The organism is Bartonella sp. AU55XJBT (assembly GCF_028618525.1).
Genome location: NZ_JAQITC010000001.1, coordinates 70,135 through 88,748, shown reverse-complemented (window position 1 = coordinate 88,748; position 18,614 = coordinate 70,135). Strand labels below are relative to the sequence as shown.

15 protein-coding genes are annotated in these 18,614 nt (G+C 38.9%); 4 read left to right on the top strand and 11 right to left on the bottom strand.

Translation table 11 applies throughout. The features are described 5' to 3' along the window. Window positions 1-113 precede the first annotated feature (113 nt). Window positions 114-1,418 (top strand): nicotinate phosphoribosyltransferase, encoded by a 1,305-nt coding sequence (gene pncB, locus PVV70_RS00330; RefSeq protein WP_273757435.1) that lies wholly within the window; start codon window positions 114-116, stop codon window positions 1,416-1,418. A gap of 518 nt (window positions 1,419-1,936) precedes the next feature. Here pncB and PVV70_RS00325 read toward each other — a convergent pair. The 10 genes from PVV70_RS00325 to nth form a co-directional block, all read right to left on the bottom strand. Next, window positions 1,937-2,323 (bottom strand): YbaN family protein, encoded by a 387-nt coding sequence (locus PVV70_RS00325; protein ID WP_273757434.1) that lies wholly within the window; start codon window positions 2,321-2,323, stop codon window positions 1,937-1,939. A 422-nt stretch (window positions 2,324-2,745) separates the two neighbouring features. Next, complete coding sequence (locus PVV70_RS00320; protein WP_273757433.1) at window positions 2,746-3,651, bottom strand: metal ABC transporter permease; 906 nt, start codon at window positions 3,649-3,651, stop codon at window positions 2,746-2,748. Beyond that, window positions 3,648-4,514, bottom strand: coding sequence for a metal ABC transporter permease (locus tag PVV70_RS00315; RefSeq protein ID WP_273757431.1), 867 nt, complete (start codon window positions 4,512-4,514; stop codon window positions 3,648-3,650). The genes PVV70_RS00320 and PVV70_RS00315 overlap by 4 nt, the downstream gene beginning before the upstream one ends. Next, window positions 4,511-5,341, bottom strand: coding sequence for a manganese/iron ABC transporter ATP-binding protein (locus PVV70_RS00310; RefSeq protein WP_273757430.1), 831 nt, complete (start codon window positions 5,339-5,341; stop codon window positions 4,511-4,513). Before PVV70_RS00310 ends, PVV70_RS00315 begins: the two co-directional genes overlap by 4 nt. Beyond that, on the bottom strand, window positions 5,338-6,246 hold the full coding sequence (locus tag PVV70_RS00305; protein ID WP_273757429.1) for a metal ABC transporter substrate-binding protein: 909 nt from the start codon (window positions 6,244-6,246) through the stop codon (window positions 5,338-5,340). Before PVV70_RS00305 ends, PVV70_RS00310 begins: the two co-directional genes overlap by 4 nt. An 829-nt stretch (window positions 6,247-7,075) precedes the next feature. Then, the gene (gene pheT / locus PVV70_RS00300; protein WP_273757428.1) at window positions 7,076-9,490 is read right to left on the bottom strand and encodes a phenylalanine--tRNA ligase subunit beta; all 2,415 of its coding nucleotides are present in this window, start codon (window positions 9,488-9,490) and stop codon (window positions 7,076-7,078) included. 31 nt (window positions 9,491-9,521) lie between these two features. Next, window positions 9,522-10,604, bottom strand: coding sequence for a phenylalanine--tRNA ligase subunit alpha (pheS, locus tag PVV70_RS00295; RefSeq protein ID WP_273757427.1), 1,083 nt, complete (start codon window positions 10,602-10,604; stop codon window positions 9,522-9,524). Between the two features lie 94 nt (window positions 10,605-10,698). Further along, window positions 10,699-11,100: a 50S ribosomal protein L20 gene (rplT, locus tag PVV70_RS00290; protein WP_005774428.1), complete on the bottom strand. Its 402-nt coding sequence runs from the start codon at window positions 11,098-11,100 to the stop codon at window positions 10,699-10,701. A 33-nt stretch (window positions 11,101-11,133) separates the two neighbouring features. Continuing rightward, window positions 11,134-11,337, bottom strand: a complete 204-nt coding sequence (gene rpmI, locus PVV70_RS00285; protein WP_005774429.1) for a 50S ribosomal protein L35 — start codon at window positions 11,335-11,337, stop codon at window positions 11,134-11,136. Window positions 11,338-11,493: 156 nt separating this feature from the next. Further along, window positions 11,494-12,234: an endonuclease III gene (nth, locus tag PVV70_RS00280; RefSeq protein WP_273757426.1), complete on the bottom strand. Its 741-nt coding sequence runs from the start codon at window positions 12,232-12,234 to the stop codon at window positions 11,494-11,496. A 120-nt stretch (window positions 12,235-12,354) separates the two neighbouring features. On the opposite strand from nth, the gene PVV70_RS00275 reads away from it, so the two are divergent. The 3 genes from PVV70_RS00275 (at window position 12,355) to ilvD (ending at window position 15,340) form a co-directional block, all read left to right on the top strand. Then, complete coding sequence (locus PVV70_RS00275; RefSeq protein WP_273757425.1) at window positions 12,355-12,783, top strand: Hsp20 family protein; 429 nt, start codon at window positions 12,355-12,357, stop codon at window positions 12,781-12,783. A gap of 29 nt (window positions 12,784-12,812) precedes the next feature. Then, on the top strand, window positions 12,813-13,064 hold the full coding sequence (locus tag PVV70_RS00270) for a DUF1150 domain-containing protein (protein WP_005774433.1): 252 nt from the start codon (window positions 12,813-12,815) through the stop codon (window positions 13,062-13,064). Between the two features lie 437 nt (window positions 13,065-13,501). Continuing rightward, window positions 13,502-15,340, top strand: coding sequence for a dihydroxy-acid dehydratase (ilvD, locus tag PVV70_RS00265; protein ID WP_273757424.1), 1,839 nt, complete (start codon window positions 13,502-13,504; stop codon window positions 15,338-15,340). 340 nt (window positions 15,341-15,680) lie between these two features. On the opposite strand, the gene mutS is transcribed toward ilvD, so the two are convergent. After that, the gene (gene mutS / locus PVV70_RS00260; protein ID WP_273757423.1) at window positions 15,681-18,425 is read right to left on the bottom strand and encodes a DNA mismatch repair protein MutS; all 2,745 of its coding nucleotides are present in this window, start codon (window positions 18,423-18,425) and stop codon (window positions 15,681-15,683) included. Window positions 18,426-18,614 lie beyond the last annotated feature (189 nt).

Genomic DNA, 18,614 nt, shown 5'->3' with positions numbered 1-18,614 from the left:
GCTTTTTTATTCTTGCCCAAAATCTTAGAGTTGTTATAGTTTTTCTCATTCCTATATGGATCTTGTTGGAGCACAATAATTTTAAATTCTATGAAACCGAAAGAAAGAGGATTATGAATCATCCGGATATTGCCAAACGTGTTTACGATCATACTTGGAAGCTTGATCCTATTATTCGTTCACTTCTTGATACGGATTTTTATAAACTTCTTATGGTACAGATGATTTGGGGGCTTTATCCCACTGTTAATGTTACTTTTTCCCTCATAAATCGTTCTAAAACAATACATCTTGTCGATGATATTGATGAGGGTGAGTTGCGTGCCCAACTTGATCACGCTCTTAGTTTGCGCTTTACAAAAAAAGAAATGATCTGGCTTGCTGGTAATACATTTTATGGACGTAAACAAATTTTTGAACCGGATTTTCTTCAGTGGCTTGAGAATTTTCAACTCCCAGAATATGAATTAACCCGCAAAGATAGCCAATATATTCTGAATTTTTATGGTTCATGGGCTCATAGCTCCATGTGGGAAATCCCAGTCCTTGCTATCGTCAGTGAATTACGCTCACGTGCTGCTATGAAAAAACTGGATCGCTTTGCTCTTGATGTACTTTATGCACGAGCTAAAGCAAAAATGTGGAGTAAAGTTGAACGCCTTAAAAAATTGCCTGATATTAAAATATCCGACTTTGGGACACGGCGTCGCCATTCTTTTTTATGGCAGCGCTGGTGTGTTGAAGCATTAAAAGAAGGCATTGGTCATTCCTTTACGGGAACTTCTAATGTTCTTCTTGCCATGGATACAGATTTAGAAGCTCTTGGAACCAATGCGCATGAATTGCCTATGGTTATTGCTGCTCTCAGCAACAACGATGATGAATTACGTAGAGCGCCGTATCAAGTTTTGCAAGATTGGAACCGTTATTATGGTGGAAATCTTCTCATTGTTTTACCTGATACCTTTGGTACAGAAGCATTTTTATGCGATGCCCCAGATTGGGTAGCAGATTGGACGGGTTTTAGACCGGATAGTGCACCCCCTATTGAAGGTGGAGAACGTATTATTCAATGGTGGAAAGAAAAAGGGAAAGATCCACGCGAAAAACTCTTAATTTTTTCTGATGCACTTGATGTCGATACAATTGAAAAAACCTATCATCATTTTCATGGAAAAGTGCGCATGAGTTTTGGATGGGGGACTGATCTTACCAATGACTTTACAGGCTGTGCTCCGCAAGAAATCGCAACCCTTGATGCTCTTTCCCTTGTTTGTAAGGTGACCCATGCCAATGGTCGACCAGCCGTAAAACTTTCAGATAATCCTGAAAAAATGATCGGTGATTCAAAGGAAATACAACGTTATCTCAATTTTTTTAGCAATAAAAAGCGCTTTGCTAGACCTATAAAGATGTAGTTTTGGGCTCTTTAAACGAATAGAATATATTGTTTAAAAATTTAACCTTTATCCTCCTCTAAGGACGAGCATTCTTAACCCTTGTAGGTCATAGTAAATCGTTCCAGCTTCTTGTTGAGTGGACCCCACTTGGTTTCTCATATATGCGGTTTACTGACATAAGGTGCGATAAGCAAAACTTAAAAATATACATGATGCATTTAAAAAACTTAATGTACCAAGAGTTTAGCGAAACTTACATACTCTACAAAAATAAAGCCTTTTAATGAATGTAATTTATCATCGTTTACAAAGCAACTTTTTGTGAGCTTTAAGGGGATTGTACATAATTTTCTTTGCTCATAAAAATTATTTCACAAACATATCATTAATCAAATTTCTTTTAAAAATCTTGTTATTTCACATGTATTTTGAACATGGAGAGGTTATATCTAAAACTTGCAGGAAAAGTCTCTCTTATTGTTCTAACAAATAAGTCAAAGCTAAAAAGAACATCTCTCATAAAGTCTTTTCTATCATTATGAAGATGGACGTGTCACAATATAAATAGCAATCAACGATAATATAACGGCAACGAGTAAAGAAATCCATAAAGGAGGGTGTACCATTACGAAAAAGGATAATCCTCCTCCTGCCATACTCATCACGGCAAAAATTTTAACAAATGGAGAAATAGCTCTTCTTTCTTCCCATCGTTTAAGAGGGGGACCAAAAATACGATGATTATTCAACCAGTGATGAAAACGTGGAGAAGAACGCGTAAAACACCATGAGGCAACCAACAAAAAAGGCAGCGTTGGCATAATAGGTAATACCACACCGATAATACCTAATATAACCATTACCCAACCTGCTATATAATAGCAGAGGCGTAAAGGGTGTGATATCTTGAAATATTTCTTCATTCTCTCGTATTATTTTCCTCCACGTAAAACTTTACACAAAAAATAGTATTTGTTTCACTATTCATATATTTGAATGGATAATTTCTCTCCACCATTTCCCCTCTCTCCAGCATTTCTATATGTAAGTGTCTTTGACTTTCATAAGTTCCTTCAAGATACTAAATAGCTTTGCAATATGATAATTATTTTAAACGGTTTCAAGAAATAAGAAGAGATTTTAGAAAAGTAAAAAAATAAAAAGGCTGCAGAATAAATCAATGCAGCCTCTTAATTAAGAATGCAGCGTTGGGGGGGGGAGAATACGTACTGCATTCATTTGCTAGACATTAGGAGGAAAAATAACCTAGCGACTCAACCTCTAATTAAAATAAGCATGAGAAACAATATATAAAAATGCATGGCTGATATGCATGTTATCACCGTCAAGTTTCTTGAACTGTGTTTTGACGAAAGAAAATCATCATGAAAATGGCAATGAAAATCAACGTTAAGATCAACACAATTGTAGAAGCAGAATCAGATCCGATAAATAAGCTGAGGTAAATCCCTAAAAAACCAGAAAAAGCTGCAACAAGTATCGCGATCATTAGCATAAAAGAAAACCGTTTTGTGACAAGATAAGCAATTGCTCCTGGTGCTATCAGTAAAGAAATAACAAGCACAATTCCAACAGCTTTCAAAGCCGCAACAATTGTAAGAGAAATCATTGTAAGAAGGGTATAGTGGAGCAGTGATATTCGCAACCCCATTGCACGACCTTGTACCGAATCAAAAATATACAGCATAAAATCGCGCCATTTTGCGCCTAAAATAAAAGTAACAATGGCAGAAATGATCGCTGTTTGCGTAATATCAAGCCAATTAACGCCCAACAGGTTACCAAATAGAATATGATTTAAATCTAGGCTACTATAGATAGATGTTGCCAAAACAAGCCCTAAACCAAACATCGATGAAAAAACAACACCCATCACTGTATCCTGTTTGATACGACTATTGCTTCCCAAAAAACCTGTTGTAAGTGCACAAATCATACCCGCAACAAAAGCACCGCAAGTAATCAAAGTCATTGTAATATTCTCTGGACGCATATGCTGGAACCAAGCAAATGGCAAAGAAGCTAAAAACGCTATCACCCACGGTGTTGTCATATAACCAACAACAACACCTGGAAAAACGGCATGGGAAATGGCATCGCCTAACAAGGCCCATCCTTTCAAAATAAGAAAACAAGAAAGCATCGCCATTGGAATAGAAAGGATCATAACAATAAGCATGCCTTTCAACATAAAAGAAAATTGAAAAGGAAGTAGTAATTGATCAATCATGATAACATCACACCTTTTTTTGCCGCATTTATCCGTAAACGCGCAGCAATATATCCGTGTTTAGGAGCAAAAATAAAAGCTAATATAAATAAGAATGCTTGAAAAAGCACGACAACACCACCCGTTTGTGCATTCAAAAAATAGCTCACATAAACACCTAATACGCTTGTAAATGTCCCAATTATAACTGCAATAACCAAGATATTTACAAAACGATCACTCAAAAGATAAGCTGTTGCTCCAGGCGTCACAACCAAACAAATAACCAAAAATGCTCCAACCGTTTGCATAGCAGCAACAGTACAAGCAGCAAGCAGTGTAAAAAAGAGAATCTTTAAAAACTTTACGTTCAATCCAATGGCACGTGCGTGTGTTTCATCAAATAAAGAAACAAGGAGATCTTTCCATTTCAAAAGCAATATGGACAAAGAGAAAACACCAATAAAAGCCAATTGTATAATATCTGATGAACTTACGGCTAAAATATTTCCTAAAACAATCGTATCAATATTAACAGCCATTGGTTTTAATGATTTGAGAAATAATCCAAAAGCAAAAAAGGAAGAAAAAATGAGACCAATAATGGTATCTTCTTTCAGCTTTGTCCGCTGATTAAAAAACAGCATAGCTGCTGCAGCAAGACCACCAGAAAAAAAAGCGCCAAGTGAAAAAGGTAACCCTAAAAGGTAAGCCCCTGCGACACCAGGAACAATCGAATGAGATAGCGCATCACCAATTAATGACCAACCTTTTAACATCAAAAAAGCCGAAAGGAAGGCACAAACACACCCCACTAATCCAGAAACCCACATTGCATTTACCATATATTGATAGCTCAGTGGCTCAAGCAAAAAAGAAATCATGCAACGTGTTCCACTTTTTCAATATTTTCACAAACTGCGGATTGTTTTCTTCCCATGAAAACATTATTTTTTTTAGTATCTTGAAGATCGAAAATATGGTGGTGCAAAGATCCTCCAAAAGTTTTCTCCAGATTTTCCTTTGTGAAGATTTTTTCTGTTAACCCAGAAGCTAAAACAGTTCCTTTTATTAAAACCGTATGGTCACAAAATTCCGGAACAGAGCCTAAATTATGCGTAGAGACCAAGATTACGGCTCCTTCTTTACGGAGATCTTGTAACAAAGCAATGATTTTATCTTCCGTGGTAACATCAACACCTGTAAACGGTTCATCTAATAAAATAGCTTTTGCTTTCTGTGCCAAAGCACGCGCTAAAAAAACACGCTTTTTCTGTCCACCAGAAAGTTCTCCAATCTGGCGCTTAGCAAAAGGCAACATATCTACGCGTTCCAAGGCAACGCGAACAGCTTCATAATCTCGTGCGCTGGCATAGCGAAAGAAATTCATATGACCATAGCGCCCCATCAAGACAACATCTTCAACCAGAACAGGAAAATTCCAATCCACATCTTCACTTTGAGGAACATAAGCAATAAGGTTTTTTTTCAAAGCTACATCAACGGGCAAATCAAACATGCGAATTTTTCCCTTTGATGGGCGTACAAACCCCATAATTGCTTTAAATAATGTTGATTTACCGGATCCATTAACGCCAACCAATGCTGTAATAGAACCCTTTGGACTTTCAAAGTTTACTTCGCGTAAAGCTGTATGCCCATTACGATAAGTTACCGTTACTCCTTGGGCAAATATTCCACATTCCGTCATTGGCTTTTTACTCCCTCTAATAAGGCTTTGCTAATACGTCCACTTGTGACACGTAATAAGTCAATATAAGTGGGGACCTCACCATTTTTCTCACTCAGAGAATCAACATAGAGAACACCACCGTATTTAGCTCCTGTTTCTCTTGCCACTTGTTTTGCAGGTGCTGGAGAAATCGTGCTCTCAGAAAAAACGGCATGAATATTGTATTTTCGAACCATATCAATAACATGCTTAACTTGCTGCGGTGTTCCTTGCTGATCCGCATTAATAGGCCATAAATAAAGTTCTTTTAGATCAAAATCACGTGCTAAATAGCTAAATGCACCTTCACTCGTTACAAGCCAACGTTTATCTTGAGGAACTCCTGCCAATTCAGCTCTAATTGGATCAATGGTGGCGCGAATCTTCTGCTTATAAATTTCAGCATTTTCTTTATAAATAGCAGCATGTTCAGGATCATATTTTACAAAGGCATCGCGAATATTATCAACATAAATCAAAGCAGAGGTCGGTGACATCCATGCATGAGGATTCGGCTTACCACTAAAGGGACCCTCACCAATTGTAATGGGTACAACGCCTTTTGAAACAACGACACTTGGAACATCCTTGATATTTTGAAAAAACTTTTCAAACCAAAGTTCTAACTCTAACCCATTCCATAGGATAAGATTTGCACCTTGCGCACGCATGAGATCACGAGGGGTGGGTTGATATTCATGAATTTCAGCACCTGGTTTCGTGATTGATTCAACATTAGCTGCATCACCCGCTACATTTCGCGCCATATCGGCAATAATGGTGAATGTCGTAACAGCTTTAAATTTACCAGCACATACCGCTAAATTGGGAGTAAGAAAAATAAAACTTCCCAAAATTAGAGTAAAAATTTTTTTTATATTCATTAAATTTCTCTTTATTTTATTGCGAATGATTTGCATTATCATTTAGCAATAACAGTTATCTTTTACATTTGCAATGAAGGATTTTTACAAAAATTAACTTTTCAAGTCCTTTAAAAATAATTTTTTATCGTCTTGAAAATTCATCTTGAAGAAAGCGAATGGTTTTAAAGAAAAATTGCTTTGTTGTTTTGCGAAGCATTCAATAAAAAGCTGAGATATCCTTCTCATTCGTTGCTGGTAAGCTTGTGTTTTATGGCACTTTTTATCTCATAAAACCTCTGACTTTTCTGTTACTGCTGAATCAACAGCTCATTTCAATGATGACACATCTCTCATAAAAAAACAGAACGCTCAAAACAGAGACTTATTATGTTATTCATGCGACTTTTTTTAACAAAACACCTTATATTTATTTCATGGGCTTGAGCTGAAAGATACAGACCCCAAAGGGGCTGAGCTTCATCATTGATTTTACAAAATGCGGTATCATTATTTTATTTTTTAAATCCCATTGTTGCACGATTAATTCCTCATATTGTAACAGGCTTTGGTATTTGAGAGCCTGTGTAAGAAGCATTTTTATTTCTTTTTTATGGTTTCTAAACAACCACTCCACTTTAAGGTATTGAGAATAAAAGATTTTGATTCATTCAAAGAGGGGTTGAAATGATAAGTCCTATAATATTACAGACTTTATAAAAATTATCATTATAAATCAATGTATTGTAATAAAGTTCTCTTTAAAAAGAATTCGATAGATCTTAAACCCTTAAAAAATAAAGGAGCACTCAAAAGTGCTCCTATCTTTATAAAAGTCTTTTAAAAATACTCAATGACGAAGATAAGCGCCTGTCATTTTAGTGACATTTTCTATTACTTTTGCAGCAATTTCTTCTAGGTCTTTATCTGTCAAAGTACGTTCAATCGGTTGAATAACAATCTCAATGGCAACAGATTTTTTATCTGCACCAAGGCTTTGCTCTTCAAAAAGATCAAAAACTTGGACGGAATGAATAAGTTTTTTATCAGCTCCTTGAGCAGCACGGACAATAAGAGAAGAAGCAACTTTTTTGTCAACAATAAATGCAAAATCACGCCGCACCATTTGAAACGGCGATAATTTCAAAGGAGGACGGCTTTTCGTTGTTTTTTTCTTTGGTTCTGGAATTTGATCTAGAAAAATTTCAAAGCCGCATAAAGGACCACTGATATCTAATTTTTCTAAGGTCGCTGGATGAAGCACACCAAAAAAACCAAGAATAATTTTTGAACCAAGTTTTATGACACCTGAACGACCTGGATGATACCAATCAGGGGCTCCAACTTCAATCTGTACTTTCCCAACATCTATATCGCATGCTTCTAAAGCGGCTAAAGCATCTGCTTTGGCGTCAAAAACATCAACGGCTGTTGCATTTCCATTCCAAAAACGCCCAGCACCTTCAAATTTCTCTGTGCCACGACGAATTCCACTTACAACACGTCGTTGTTTATCAGGGGTATCACCTTCATAAATGCTGGAAACTTCAAACAAAGCAAGATCAGAAAAACCACGATCAGCATTTCTCTGCGTTGCCATAAGCAAACCAGGTAAAAGAGAAGGACGCATCACTGACATATCAGCGGCAATAGGATTAACCAATTTAAGCTCTGCTTGACCTCCCCCAAAAGCAAGAGCCTGATTTTCAGAGATAAAAGACCACGTTATCGCTTCTTTCATACCGCGATGTGCCAAAGCCAAACGGGTAGCGCGTGAACGAATTTGCACGCATGTTAAAACTTGATCTTTTCCTTCTGCGAAAGTTTCCAAAGGAATAGGTTTAATTTTATCTAACCCATAAATCCTCATGACTTCTTCCACCAAATCGGCTTTACCCATAATATCAGGGCGCCAAGATGGCACTTTTACTGTAACGACATCTCCTTTTCCTTCAACACAAAATCCAAGTTTCGTTAAAATAGAGATGACTTTTGCAGGCTCTATTTCCAAATGTGTCAAACGTTTAATCTCAGAAAAAGGAAAAGCGATCTGTTTGGTTTTTTGTTGCTGATAGCCAACAATTTTTGCCTTGGATACTTCACCGCCACAAAGACGTAAGACCAATTCTGTTGCAATCTCAAGCCCTGTTTCCATAAAAGCCGGGTCAACACCCCGTTCAAACCGATAACGTGCATCACTGATAAGAGCTAATGCTCGCCCTGTTTGTGCGATGCTTTGCGCATTCCAAAGCGCCGATTCAATAATAACGCGCCGTGTTGTTTCATCACAACGCGTTCTTTCTCCACCCATGATACCGGCAATCGAAACAACACCTTCTTCATCTGCAATGACACAATCCTGAACGCTCAAATAATAGATTTTTCCATTAAGTGCTTGAAGTTTCTCTCCTTCACGCGCACAACGTACATACAAATTCCCTTTAATCTTATCAGCATCAAAAACATGAAGCGGACGACCAAGGTCAAAACTAATGTAATTAGTCATATCAACCAGCGCATTAATCGGTCTTAAACCAATTGCACTTAAACGCTGTTGCATCCACTGTGGTGATGGGCCATTTTGAACATTACGCACTTCACGCCAAGCAAAGCCTAAACATAACGATGAATTTTGCGAAAAATCGAATGAAACGTCGAGAGGTGTGTCAAAGGAAACTTCAAATTTTGGTAAAGACAATTCTTTTAATTGCCCGATTCCAGCGGCAGCAAGATCACGTGCAATACCACGAACACCTGTGCAATCAGAGCGATTGGGAGTCAAACCAATATCAATGATTGGATCATCGAGACCAGCATAAGCTGCAAATACTCCCCCAATAGGTGCATCTTCTGGAAGTTCGATAATCCCATCATGCTCATTTGATAATTCAAGCTCTGCTTGTGAACACATCATCCCAAAACTCTCAACGCCGCGGATTTTTCCTACAGATAATGTCACATCAAGTCCTGGAACATAAGTGCCTGGTTGTGCAAGGACACCAACAAGTCCAGCACGTGCATTTGGCGCGCCACAGACAACTTGAACAGGCGTACCAGTTCCCGTATCGACTGAAAGAATTTGGAGTTTATCTGCATCAGGATGTTTTACTGCCGTTAAAACTTTCGCAATAACAAATTCTTTTAAAGAAGAGCGATCATCAACGTGATCAACCTCAAGACCGATAGCTGTTAGTTTCTCACAAATTTCATCCAAAGATGCATCTGTCTCTAAGTGATCTTTTAACCACGACAAAGTAAATTTCATTTTAAAACCTCACATGAAAGCGATGATAAGATCACACATTTCTATTAGGAAAAAAAGCAGGCATATCAAAGCAACGAAAGCCATAATGGTCTAACCAACGCAGGTCAGCATCAAAAAAAGCCCGTAAATCAGGCATACCGTATTTCAACATGGCAATACGATCAATGCCCATTCCCCATGCAAAGCCTTGATATTCATCGGGATCCAAACCAACATTTTTCAACACATGAGGATGCACCATTCCGCATCCTAAAATTTCCAACCAATCCTGTCCTTCGCCAAACTTTACTTCTGAACCAGAACGATCACATTGAATATCCACTTCCATAGATGGTTCGGTAAAGGGGAAAAAAGAGGGACGAAAACGCATTTTTACTGAAGCAACTTCAAAAAATTCTTTACAAAAGGTTTCATGCAGCCACATCATATGAGCAATGGTCGAGGTTTTATCAATGACAAGGCCTTCGACCTGATGAAACATGGGTGAATGTGTTGCATCCGAATCCATGCGGTAAGTTTTCCCAGGAATAATGATCCGTATCGGTGCTTTTTGTTTTTCCAGTGTGCGAATTTGTACAGGCGAGGTATGGGTCCGCAATAATTTGCGTTCTCCCATTTTATCAACATCAAAAAAGAAGGTATCATGCATTTCACGTGCTGGATGCCCTTCAGGAAAATTCAATGCCGTAAAATTATAATAATCTGTTTCAATATCTGGCCCTTCAGCAAGAGAAAAATCCAATTTCGTATAAATGGCGATAATTTCTTCAATCACTTGCGAAATAGGATGAATACGCCCCCGTTCCATAGGCGAAGAGCGAACAGGCAATGTAATATCAACCGTTTCACGAGAAAGACGAGCATCCATTGCTTGTCTTTTTAGAAGATCACGCTTTTGCGCCCATAATTCTAAAATACGATTTTTTAACCCATTAAGAACGGGTCCAACTTTTTGGCGCTCGCTTGCCTCCATTTTTCCTAATGCTTTTAGTTTTTCAGAGATGCTGCCCTTTTTACCCAATGCTGCAATACGCACTGTTTCAAGTGCCTGTTCATCACCTGCAGCTTCTAAAGCTAAACAAATTTCTTGTTCCAGACGCTCAATATCGTTCATATTTTTGCCTATTTTTTTAATAAAAAAAACCCGCACTCGCAATAGCCAGCACGGGACCTCGAATAAATAAATGCTTTAAGAGAACACCACTGGCTTACTTGACAGCGCTTTCAAAAGCGTTAGGTGTTGTGTCTTTTAAATATTCTAAAGCTTTTTTTGCCGAAGCGACTAAAGCAGAAAATGCTTCCGCCTCATAGATTGCTATATCTGAAAGAACTTTACGATCAACTTCAATACCGGCTTTTGATAAGCCATCAATAAAGCGTCCATAAGTTAAACCTTCTGCACGAACAGCCGCATTAATTCTCTGAATCCACAAAGCACGGAAAGTACGCTTTCTATTTTTGCGATCACGATAAGCATATTGTTTTGAACGATCAACGGCTGCTTTAGCAGCACGAATGGTATTTTTACGTCGACCGTAAAAGCCTTCAGCTTGTTTAAGAACTTTTTTGTGCTTAGCGTGTGCTGTCACACCTCTTTTCACACGTGCCATGTTATAATCTCCTCAAAATCAAAAGCGCAAGGTTTAATGACCATTCGGCAAATAATGCTGAATAACTTTTTTAGCATCTTGTTCACACAAAACCATTGTTCCACGTGCATCGCGAATAAATTTATTCGAACGCTTAATCATGCCGTGGCGCTTACCGGCGGCTGCTACTTTAATTTTGCCTGACGCAGTGATTTTAAACCGCTTTTTAGCGGATGATTTGGTCTTCATCTTGGGCATTTTGCTACTCCATACATTAATGAATTCAATCGAATATTCCATCCATTCAAGTGGACCAACACTTGAATAAGCATTAAAACAGCCACGGCATGCCCTGCCGGGCGGTTCTCTAAGGACGTTTTCATAAGCTAGTATACACAAAATAGCAAGAGCATATTACAAAAAAATCGGTGCTCCATTGCCTTGAATTTCAACCAAAGGTGCTGGAATAGCATTTGTTTTACTTGCAGCTTTACATAAATCGGCAATAATGCATTGCCTACATTGTGCTTTACGTGCTTTGCAGATGTAACGCCCATGCAAAATCAGCCAGTGATGCGCATAACGAAGATAATGAATCGGTATAATTTTTAATAATTTTTTTTCAACGATTTCTGGTGTTTTGCCAGGTGCCAAACCAAGACGATTGCTTAAGCGAAAAATATGTGTATCGACCGCCAAGGTAGGCTGACCAAAAGCAACATTCAAAACGACATTAGCTGTTTTGCGCCCCACGCCTGGAAGAGCCATAAGTGCTTCACGCGTATCAGGGACTTGGCCACCATATTGCTCCATTAAACAGTTGCAAAGTGCATAAACATTACGTGCTTTTGCACGCCAAAGACCAATTGAACGGATATGATGTGCTATTTCTCCTTCTCCTAATGCAACCATTTTTTCCGGTTGATCAGCAAGGCGAAAGAGTTCTTTTGTCGCTTTATTAACGCTTACATCTGTCGCTTGAGCTGAAAGAACAACGGCAATCAATAGTGTAAAAGTGTTTATATAGTTAAGATCACTCTTAGGTGTCGGGCGTTGCACAGAAAAACGGCGAAATATTTCTGCAATTTCATCTTCATTGTATAATACACCAGATAAATTTCGCACTTTTGATAATTTTATGTTACTTTGAGCCATGGAACTCTCTTAATCTTCTCTCTTGAAGTTATCATTCACGCTCGCCATATGAGAAGAATGCAGCGAACACTTTGTATAGGGTTTGGTCAAGTAAAGCCGCTTTAAAGAGGATACTCATGAATGACACATGTGACACCTTTCTCCAATCCTTTTCTTTTAGGATTTGAAACCGTAGAAAAAATATTACAACGTATCGGTAAAGCTGATGAGGCTTACCCAGCCTATAATATTGAACGTTTACATAAAAACGACGATGCAAATCATATCCGGATAACTTTAGCTGTTGCTGGATTTAAGATTAATCATCTTAATATTTTGCTCGATGATAATCAATTGGTTATTCATGGTAAACAAACAGACAATCAAAATCATCAATATTTATATCGCGGTATAGCCGCACGACAATTCCAGCGGACCTTTGTGCTTGCGGAAGGGATGAATGTCACAAATGCCGAGTTGAAAAATGGTCTTTTATCAATTAATCTGTATCAACCAAAATTAAAAAAAGAAATAAAACAGATTCCAATTAAAGTCAGTCGTGATGAGTGATAAAAGTTAAGGCGTAAAGGAACAGTGAAATGGGAGAACATAAACAAAGCTTATCGTTTCAGAACACGTCCTACTCTGATGCGGGACAGATTGCTTATTTAAAAAAGGTTTGTACAGATGATTTGGCTAAAAACTTTCCAGATCTTCCACCTATGACCCCAGGCATTACCATATGGGCGCTCTTTGGTGAAACAGGTTATCCGATCATTTTATCCGATGAGCGCTCTATTGCTCTTGCTGGAGCCAATGAGCACGAACTCCAAATTGTCACTCTACATTAGGTTGAGCTTTACGAGAAAAAACTTAAGCTCTTTAATAAATTCTATTTGTTTTTTTTCAATTAAAGGGCAGAGGGCTGTATTTCTCTTTGTATAGTCTTTACCAATTGGTTGTCGTCTTGTTCCAGAAATTACGCAAACAGATAGATGCAATATACGCACTAAATCTAGCATATAAAAGTCTGGAAGAGTTTGTGCTGCGCTGAACCGTTTTGATACTTGTTTCAAACATGCAGTTACGCTGGGATTAGATGTTGATTAACAAGTCATAGAAAAATAAAAGCTTTGTGTCTTTATGAGGAAGTTTATGCAGGGCTTTTAATTTTGTGCTTCAAATGCCTCAGTACAAGGTATTTTTCTCTTTTGAATATTAAAGCTCTTGTTTTTATAGTGAAGTTACAGCACAACAAGCAAAATGAAATTATTTGAGGGGAAAAATAATGCCTTCTTATCGTTCAAGAATATCGACACACGGGCGTAATATGGCGGGAGCTCGCGGTCTTTGGCGTGCAACAGGGATGAAAGATGCGGATTTTGGTAAACCCATTATTGCGATTGCGAATTCTTTTACACAATTTGTACCAGGGCACGTCCACTTAAAAGATCTTGGACAATTGGTTGCACAACAGATAGCCATTGTCGGTGGTGTAGCAAAAGAGTTTAACACCATTGCTGTCGATGATGGAATTGCCATGGGGCATGATGGAATGCTTTACTCTTTGCCCTCACGTGAAATTATTGCTGATTCTGTAGAGTATATGGTCAACGCCCATTGTGCGGATGCTCTTGTCTGTATTTCTAATTGTGACAAAATTACACCTGGAATGTTAATGGCTGCTTTACGGTTGAATATTCCAACAATCTTTGTTTCAGGGGGGCCTATGGAAGCCGGTAAGATTAAATGGAAAGATCAAGATTTAAGGGTTGATTTGGTTGATGCCATGGTCGCCGCCGCTTCAGAACAAAATTCAGAAGAAGAAGTTTCTGAAATGGAACGTGCTGCTTGCCCTACATGTGGTTCTTGTTCAGGAATGTTTACGGCCAACTCCATGAATTGCTTAACGGAAGCCTTGGGGCTTTCACTTCCTGGAAATGGATCAGTGCTCGCAACGCATGCAGATCGACGGATGCTTTTTGAAGAAGCTGGAAGGCAGATTGTTGCATTGGCCAAGCGTTATTATGAAAAAGATGATGAAACAGTTTTGCCACGCTCTATTGCCTCACGCAGGGCTTTTGAAAATGCCATGACCGTTGATATTGCCATGGGTGGGTCAACCAATACGGTACTGCATCTTTTAGCAGCGGCGCAGGAAGGTGAGGTGGATTTTACCATGACGGATATTGATCACCTTTCACGACGTGTTCCAGTTTTATGCAAGGTTGCTCCTGCTGTTGCGAATGTTCATATGGAAGATGTGCATCGCGCGGGTGGTATTATGGGGCTTTTAGGCGAATTGGATGCGGCAGGACTCATTGATACATCAACTTATACGGTTCACGCAAAAACCATGAAAGAAGCTCTTGATCGTTGGGATGTGAAACAAACCAATGAACCAACAGTTTGTACATTTTATCGTGCTGCTCCAGGGGGTATTCCGACACAGATAGCTTTTAGCCAATCTTGTCGCTATGAGACTCTTGATCGTGATCGTGAAAAAGGTGTGATTCGCGATAGGGAACATGCCTATTCACAAGATGGAGGATTGGCAGTTCTTTATGGAAATCTTGCTAAAGATGGCTGTATTGTAAAAACAGCAGGTGTGGATCAATCAATTTTGACCTTTAAAGGTCCGGCAAGAATTTTTGAAAGCCAAGATTCAGCTGTTTCAGCAATCTTAAATGATAAAATTAAATCAGGTGAAATTGTTTTAATCCGTTATGAAGGACCACGTGGGGGGCCTGGAATGCAAGAAATGCTTTATCCAACGAGTTATCTTAAGTCTAAAGGATTGGGTAAGGTTTGTGCACTTGTTACGGATGGACGTTTTTCAGGGGGGAGCTCAGGGCTCTCGATAGGACATGTTTCACCAGAAGCGGCTGAAGGAGGAGAAATTGCGTTGGTGGAAGAAGGGGATATCATAGAAATTGACATTCCAAACCGGAGTATTCATATGTTGGTTGATGACGTTGAGATAAAGCAGCGTCGTGCTAACATGGAAGCAAAAGGAAAAGATGCTTGGCAACCGGTTGAGAAGCGTCAGCGCAAAGTTTCAAAGGCTCTCAAAGCCTATGCTGCAATGACAACATCTGCTGCGAAGGGTGCAGTTCGTAGCATATGATTACGTAAAAGGTCCGGTTTTGGAAAATGAACGGTGTGATAAGAGATTGAGTAAGTATTTTTTAATATTCCAAGCTGATTATTGCACCTTACTCTGGAAAAATATTTTAAACTAGGGTGCAAGGTTTTGCGAGAGAAGTAAAAATACAGAGCTATGATTGTTAGACGTTAGGCATTTTTTACAAGAAAATAAACAATTGGTTTGAGGAAATGTCTATACACATGCTTTCTTTATATCCGTCTCATGCTTTTTAAGAAATTTTGCATGAAAGCGATGATAACAGTGCGCAAAATTTAATATGCGTGAGAACCATCAAGAAAAAATACTGTGTTTTATTGGCCTATAAAGGATTATTTTTTTCCAGTTGTTTGAGGTGATAAATTGCTTCTAAAGCTTGTTTAGGGGAGAGCTCATCGGGATGAATATTTTTTAAAGCTTCGTGAAGTACATCATGTTTGTTTTTCTCTTCGCTGAGGGGAGAGGTTGCCTTAAGAGAAAAGAGCGGTAAATCATCAATGAGTTTATGTCCTTTTCCAGCCATTTCACCTTGTTCTAATTGATGGAGGACATCTGTAGCTCGCGTAATAACAGCTGGAGGAAGCCCAGCAAGCTTTGCAACTTGTACACCATAGGATCGGTCAGCGGCTCCTGGTGTGACTTCATGGAGAAAAACCACATCACCATCCCAATTTTTAACTTTCATGGTTACATTATGCAGTCTGTCAAGTTTTTCGGTCAGGGCTGTCATTTCATGAAAATGGGTAGCGAGAATAGCACGACAATGGTTAACTTCATGAAGATATTCAACGGCAGCCCAAGCAATCGAAAGTCCATCAAAGGTTGATGTTCCACGTCCTATTTCATCAAGAATGACAAGGGAATGGTGGCTAGCATGATTGAGAATCGTTGCTGTTTCAACCATTTCCATCATAAAGGTTGAGCGCCCCCGTGCAAGATCATCGGAAGCACCAACACGACTAAATAGTCGATCAACGACGCCGATATGTGCTGAAGCCGCTGGAACAAAGGATCCCATTTGTGCCATAATCGCAATGAGCGCATTTTGCCGCAAAAAAGTTGATTTTCCTCCCATATTAGGTCCTGTCAAAAGCCAGATTGCTGCATATTGCTGATTTTCTTGCACAGAGAGATCACAATGGTTGGCAACAAAGGGTTCGGCTGCTTGCTTTCGGAGTGCTTGTTCAACAACTGGATGGCGTCCTGCGGTGATATGAAAGGTTAGTGAATGATCAATTTTAGGGCGGCAATATCCTTGTTCTTCAGCAAGATGTGCTAAAGCGACAGAAACATCTAAAATAGCAAGGGCTTCAGCAGCTTTACGAATAAAATCAACGTGTTCAATAATTTCCTGAACAAGCGTATCAAAGATTTCCAGTTCAAGTGTCAAGGCGTGGTTTGCAGCATGGGCAATACGGCTTTCAAGATCAGCAAGTTCTGTTGTCGTAAAACGCATAGCATTTGCCATTGTTTGTCGATGAATAAAACGTGCTTTCGCTTGTGGATTATTTGTAAGGGCAGATGCTTGTATACTGGTGACTTCAATGAAATAGCCTAAAATATTATTATGCTTTATTTTAAGCGTCTTAATATCTGTTTCTTGGGCATATTGTGCTTGAAGTTCAGCAATGACACGGCGCGATTCATCCCGTAAGGCACGCATTTCATCGAGCTCTTGATGATAATTGGAACGAATAAAACCACCATCGCGTTTAAGCAATGGGAGATTATCAGCCAATGCTTGGTCTAAATGGCAATGTAAAGCAACGGGTAGATTTGAAAACACCTTTTGTATATCACTTATTTCTTGAGGCAGGAGCTCATTATTAAGAAGCTGATGAATTTCACGAATGATTTCAAAGCCGCGTTGAATCGTTGCCATATCACGGGGACCTCCTCTTCCAAGAGCCAAACGTGAAACAGCGCGGGGCATATCTGGTCCCCCTTTTAAAGTGAGCTTTATCGCTTCTGCAAGAGAAGTATTACGGAGAAAAAAATCGATAGAATCCAAACGCGTATCAATAGCTGAAGGGGTAGTAAGAGGAGCAATAAGGCGATCAATGAGAAGGCGAGATCCTCCTCCTGTTACAGTGCGATCAATAGCTTTTAATAAGCTTCCATCCCGTTGACCTGATGTTGTTCGAATAAGCTCAAGGCTTAGTCTGGTTGCAGCATCAATAAAGAGGGTAGCGCTTTCATTTTGGCGCTCAGGTTGCATGAGGGGAGGACGATGCGTGATTTGTGTTTTTTCGATATAACGAATAGCAGCCACGATTGCAGAGAGTTCACAGCGTGAATAATCGGCAACACCTTCAAGCGTTGAAAGTTTAAAATAAGTGCAAATATCGCGTTCAGCAGTGAGGGTATCAAAAAGACAAGCCGGTTGAGGTGAAACGATACGATCAAGAACATTAAAAAGTGATTTGTGCGATTGATCATGAAAAAAGGAATCAGCAACAATGATTTCTTGTGGATCTACACGCATAATATCGGCTAAAAGTTTTTCTTGGCGGCTTTCTGTTACACGAAATATGCCTGTTGAGATATCAATCCAAGAAAGGGCAAATTCTTCTCCATCAACGGTTTTTATACGAGAAAGTGACATCAAATAATTTGCGCGTGTTGGATCAAGGAGTTTTTCTTCTGTTATCGTTCCAGGCGTTACAAGGCGAACAACATCACGCCGAACAACAGATTTTGAGCCGCGTTTTTTTGCCTCAGCAGGATCTTCTGTTTGTTCACAAACAGCAACGCGATAACCACAAGCAATTAGTTTTTGCAAATAATCGTCTGCAGCATGAACTGGAACACCACACATAGGAATATCTTGCCCTAAATGTTTCCCGCGTGCTGTGAGTGTGATCCCTAAAGCCTGAGCAGCTTCAATTGCATCATTAAAAAATAATTCATAAAAATCCCCCATTCGGTAAAAAAGAAGGGAATCATGATGGACGGCTTTGATTTCTATATATTGCTCCATCATAGGTGTAAGACGTTCTTGAGAGGAAGCAGAGAGGGAAGCAGGCTGTGGAATTAAATTATTTTTATGGTCGTTTTTTTTATCCATTTTTATGTGGCCTGTTCCCTTTCAGTGAAGCTTTTACTCTTTTTTGTTTACTTCGATATTTATTTATCTCTAAATTGAAACACATCATCAGATTTGCTAAGGCTAAAGAATAGCGATTTCTAACATATGAATCAAATCGAATGATTATACGCATTATCAAGCAAAATTTACACTGTTTTTGGAGAAAAT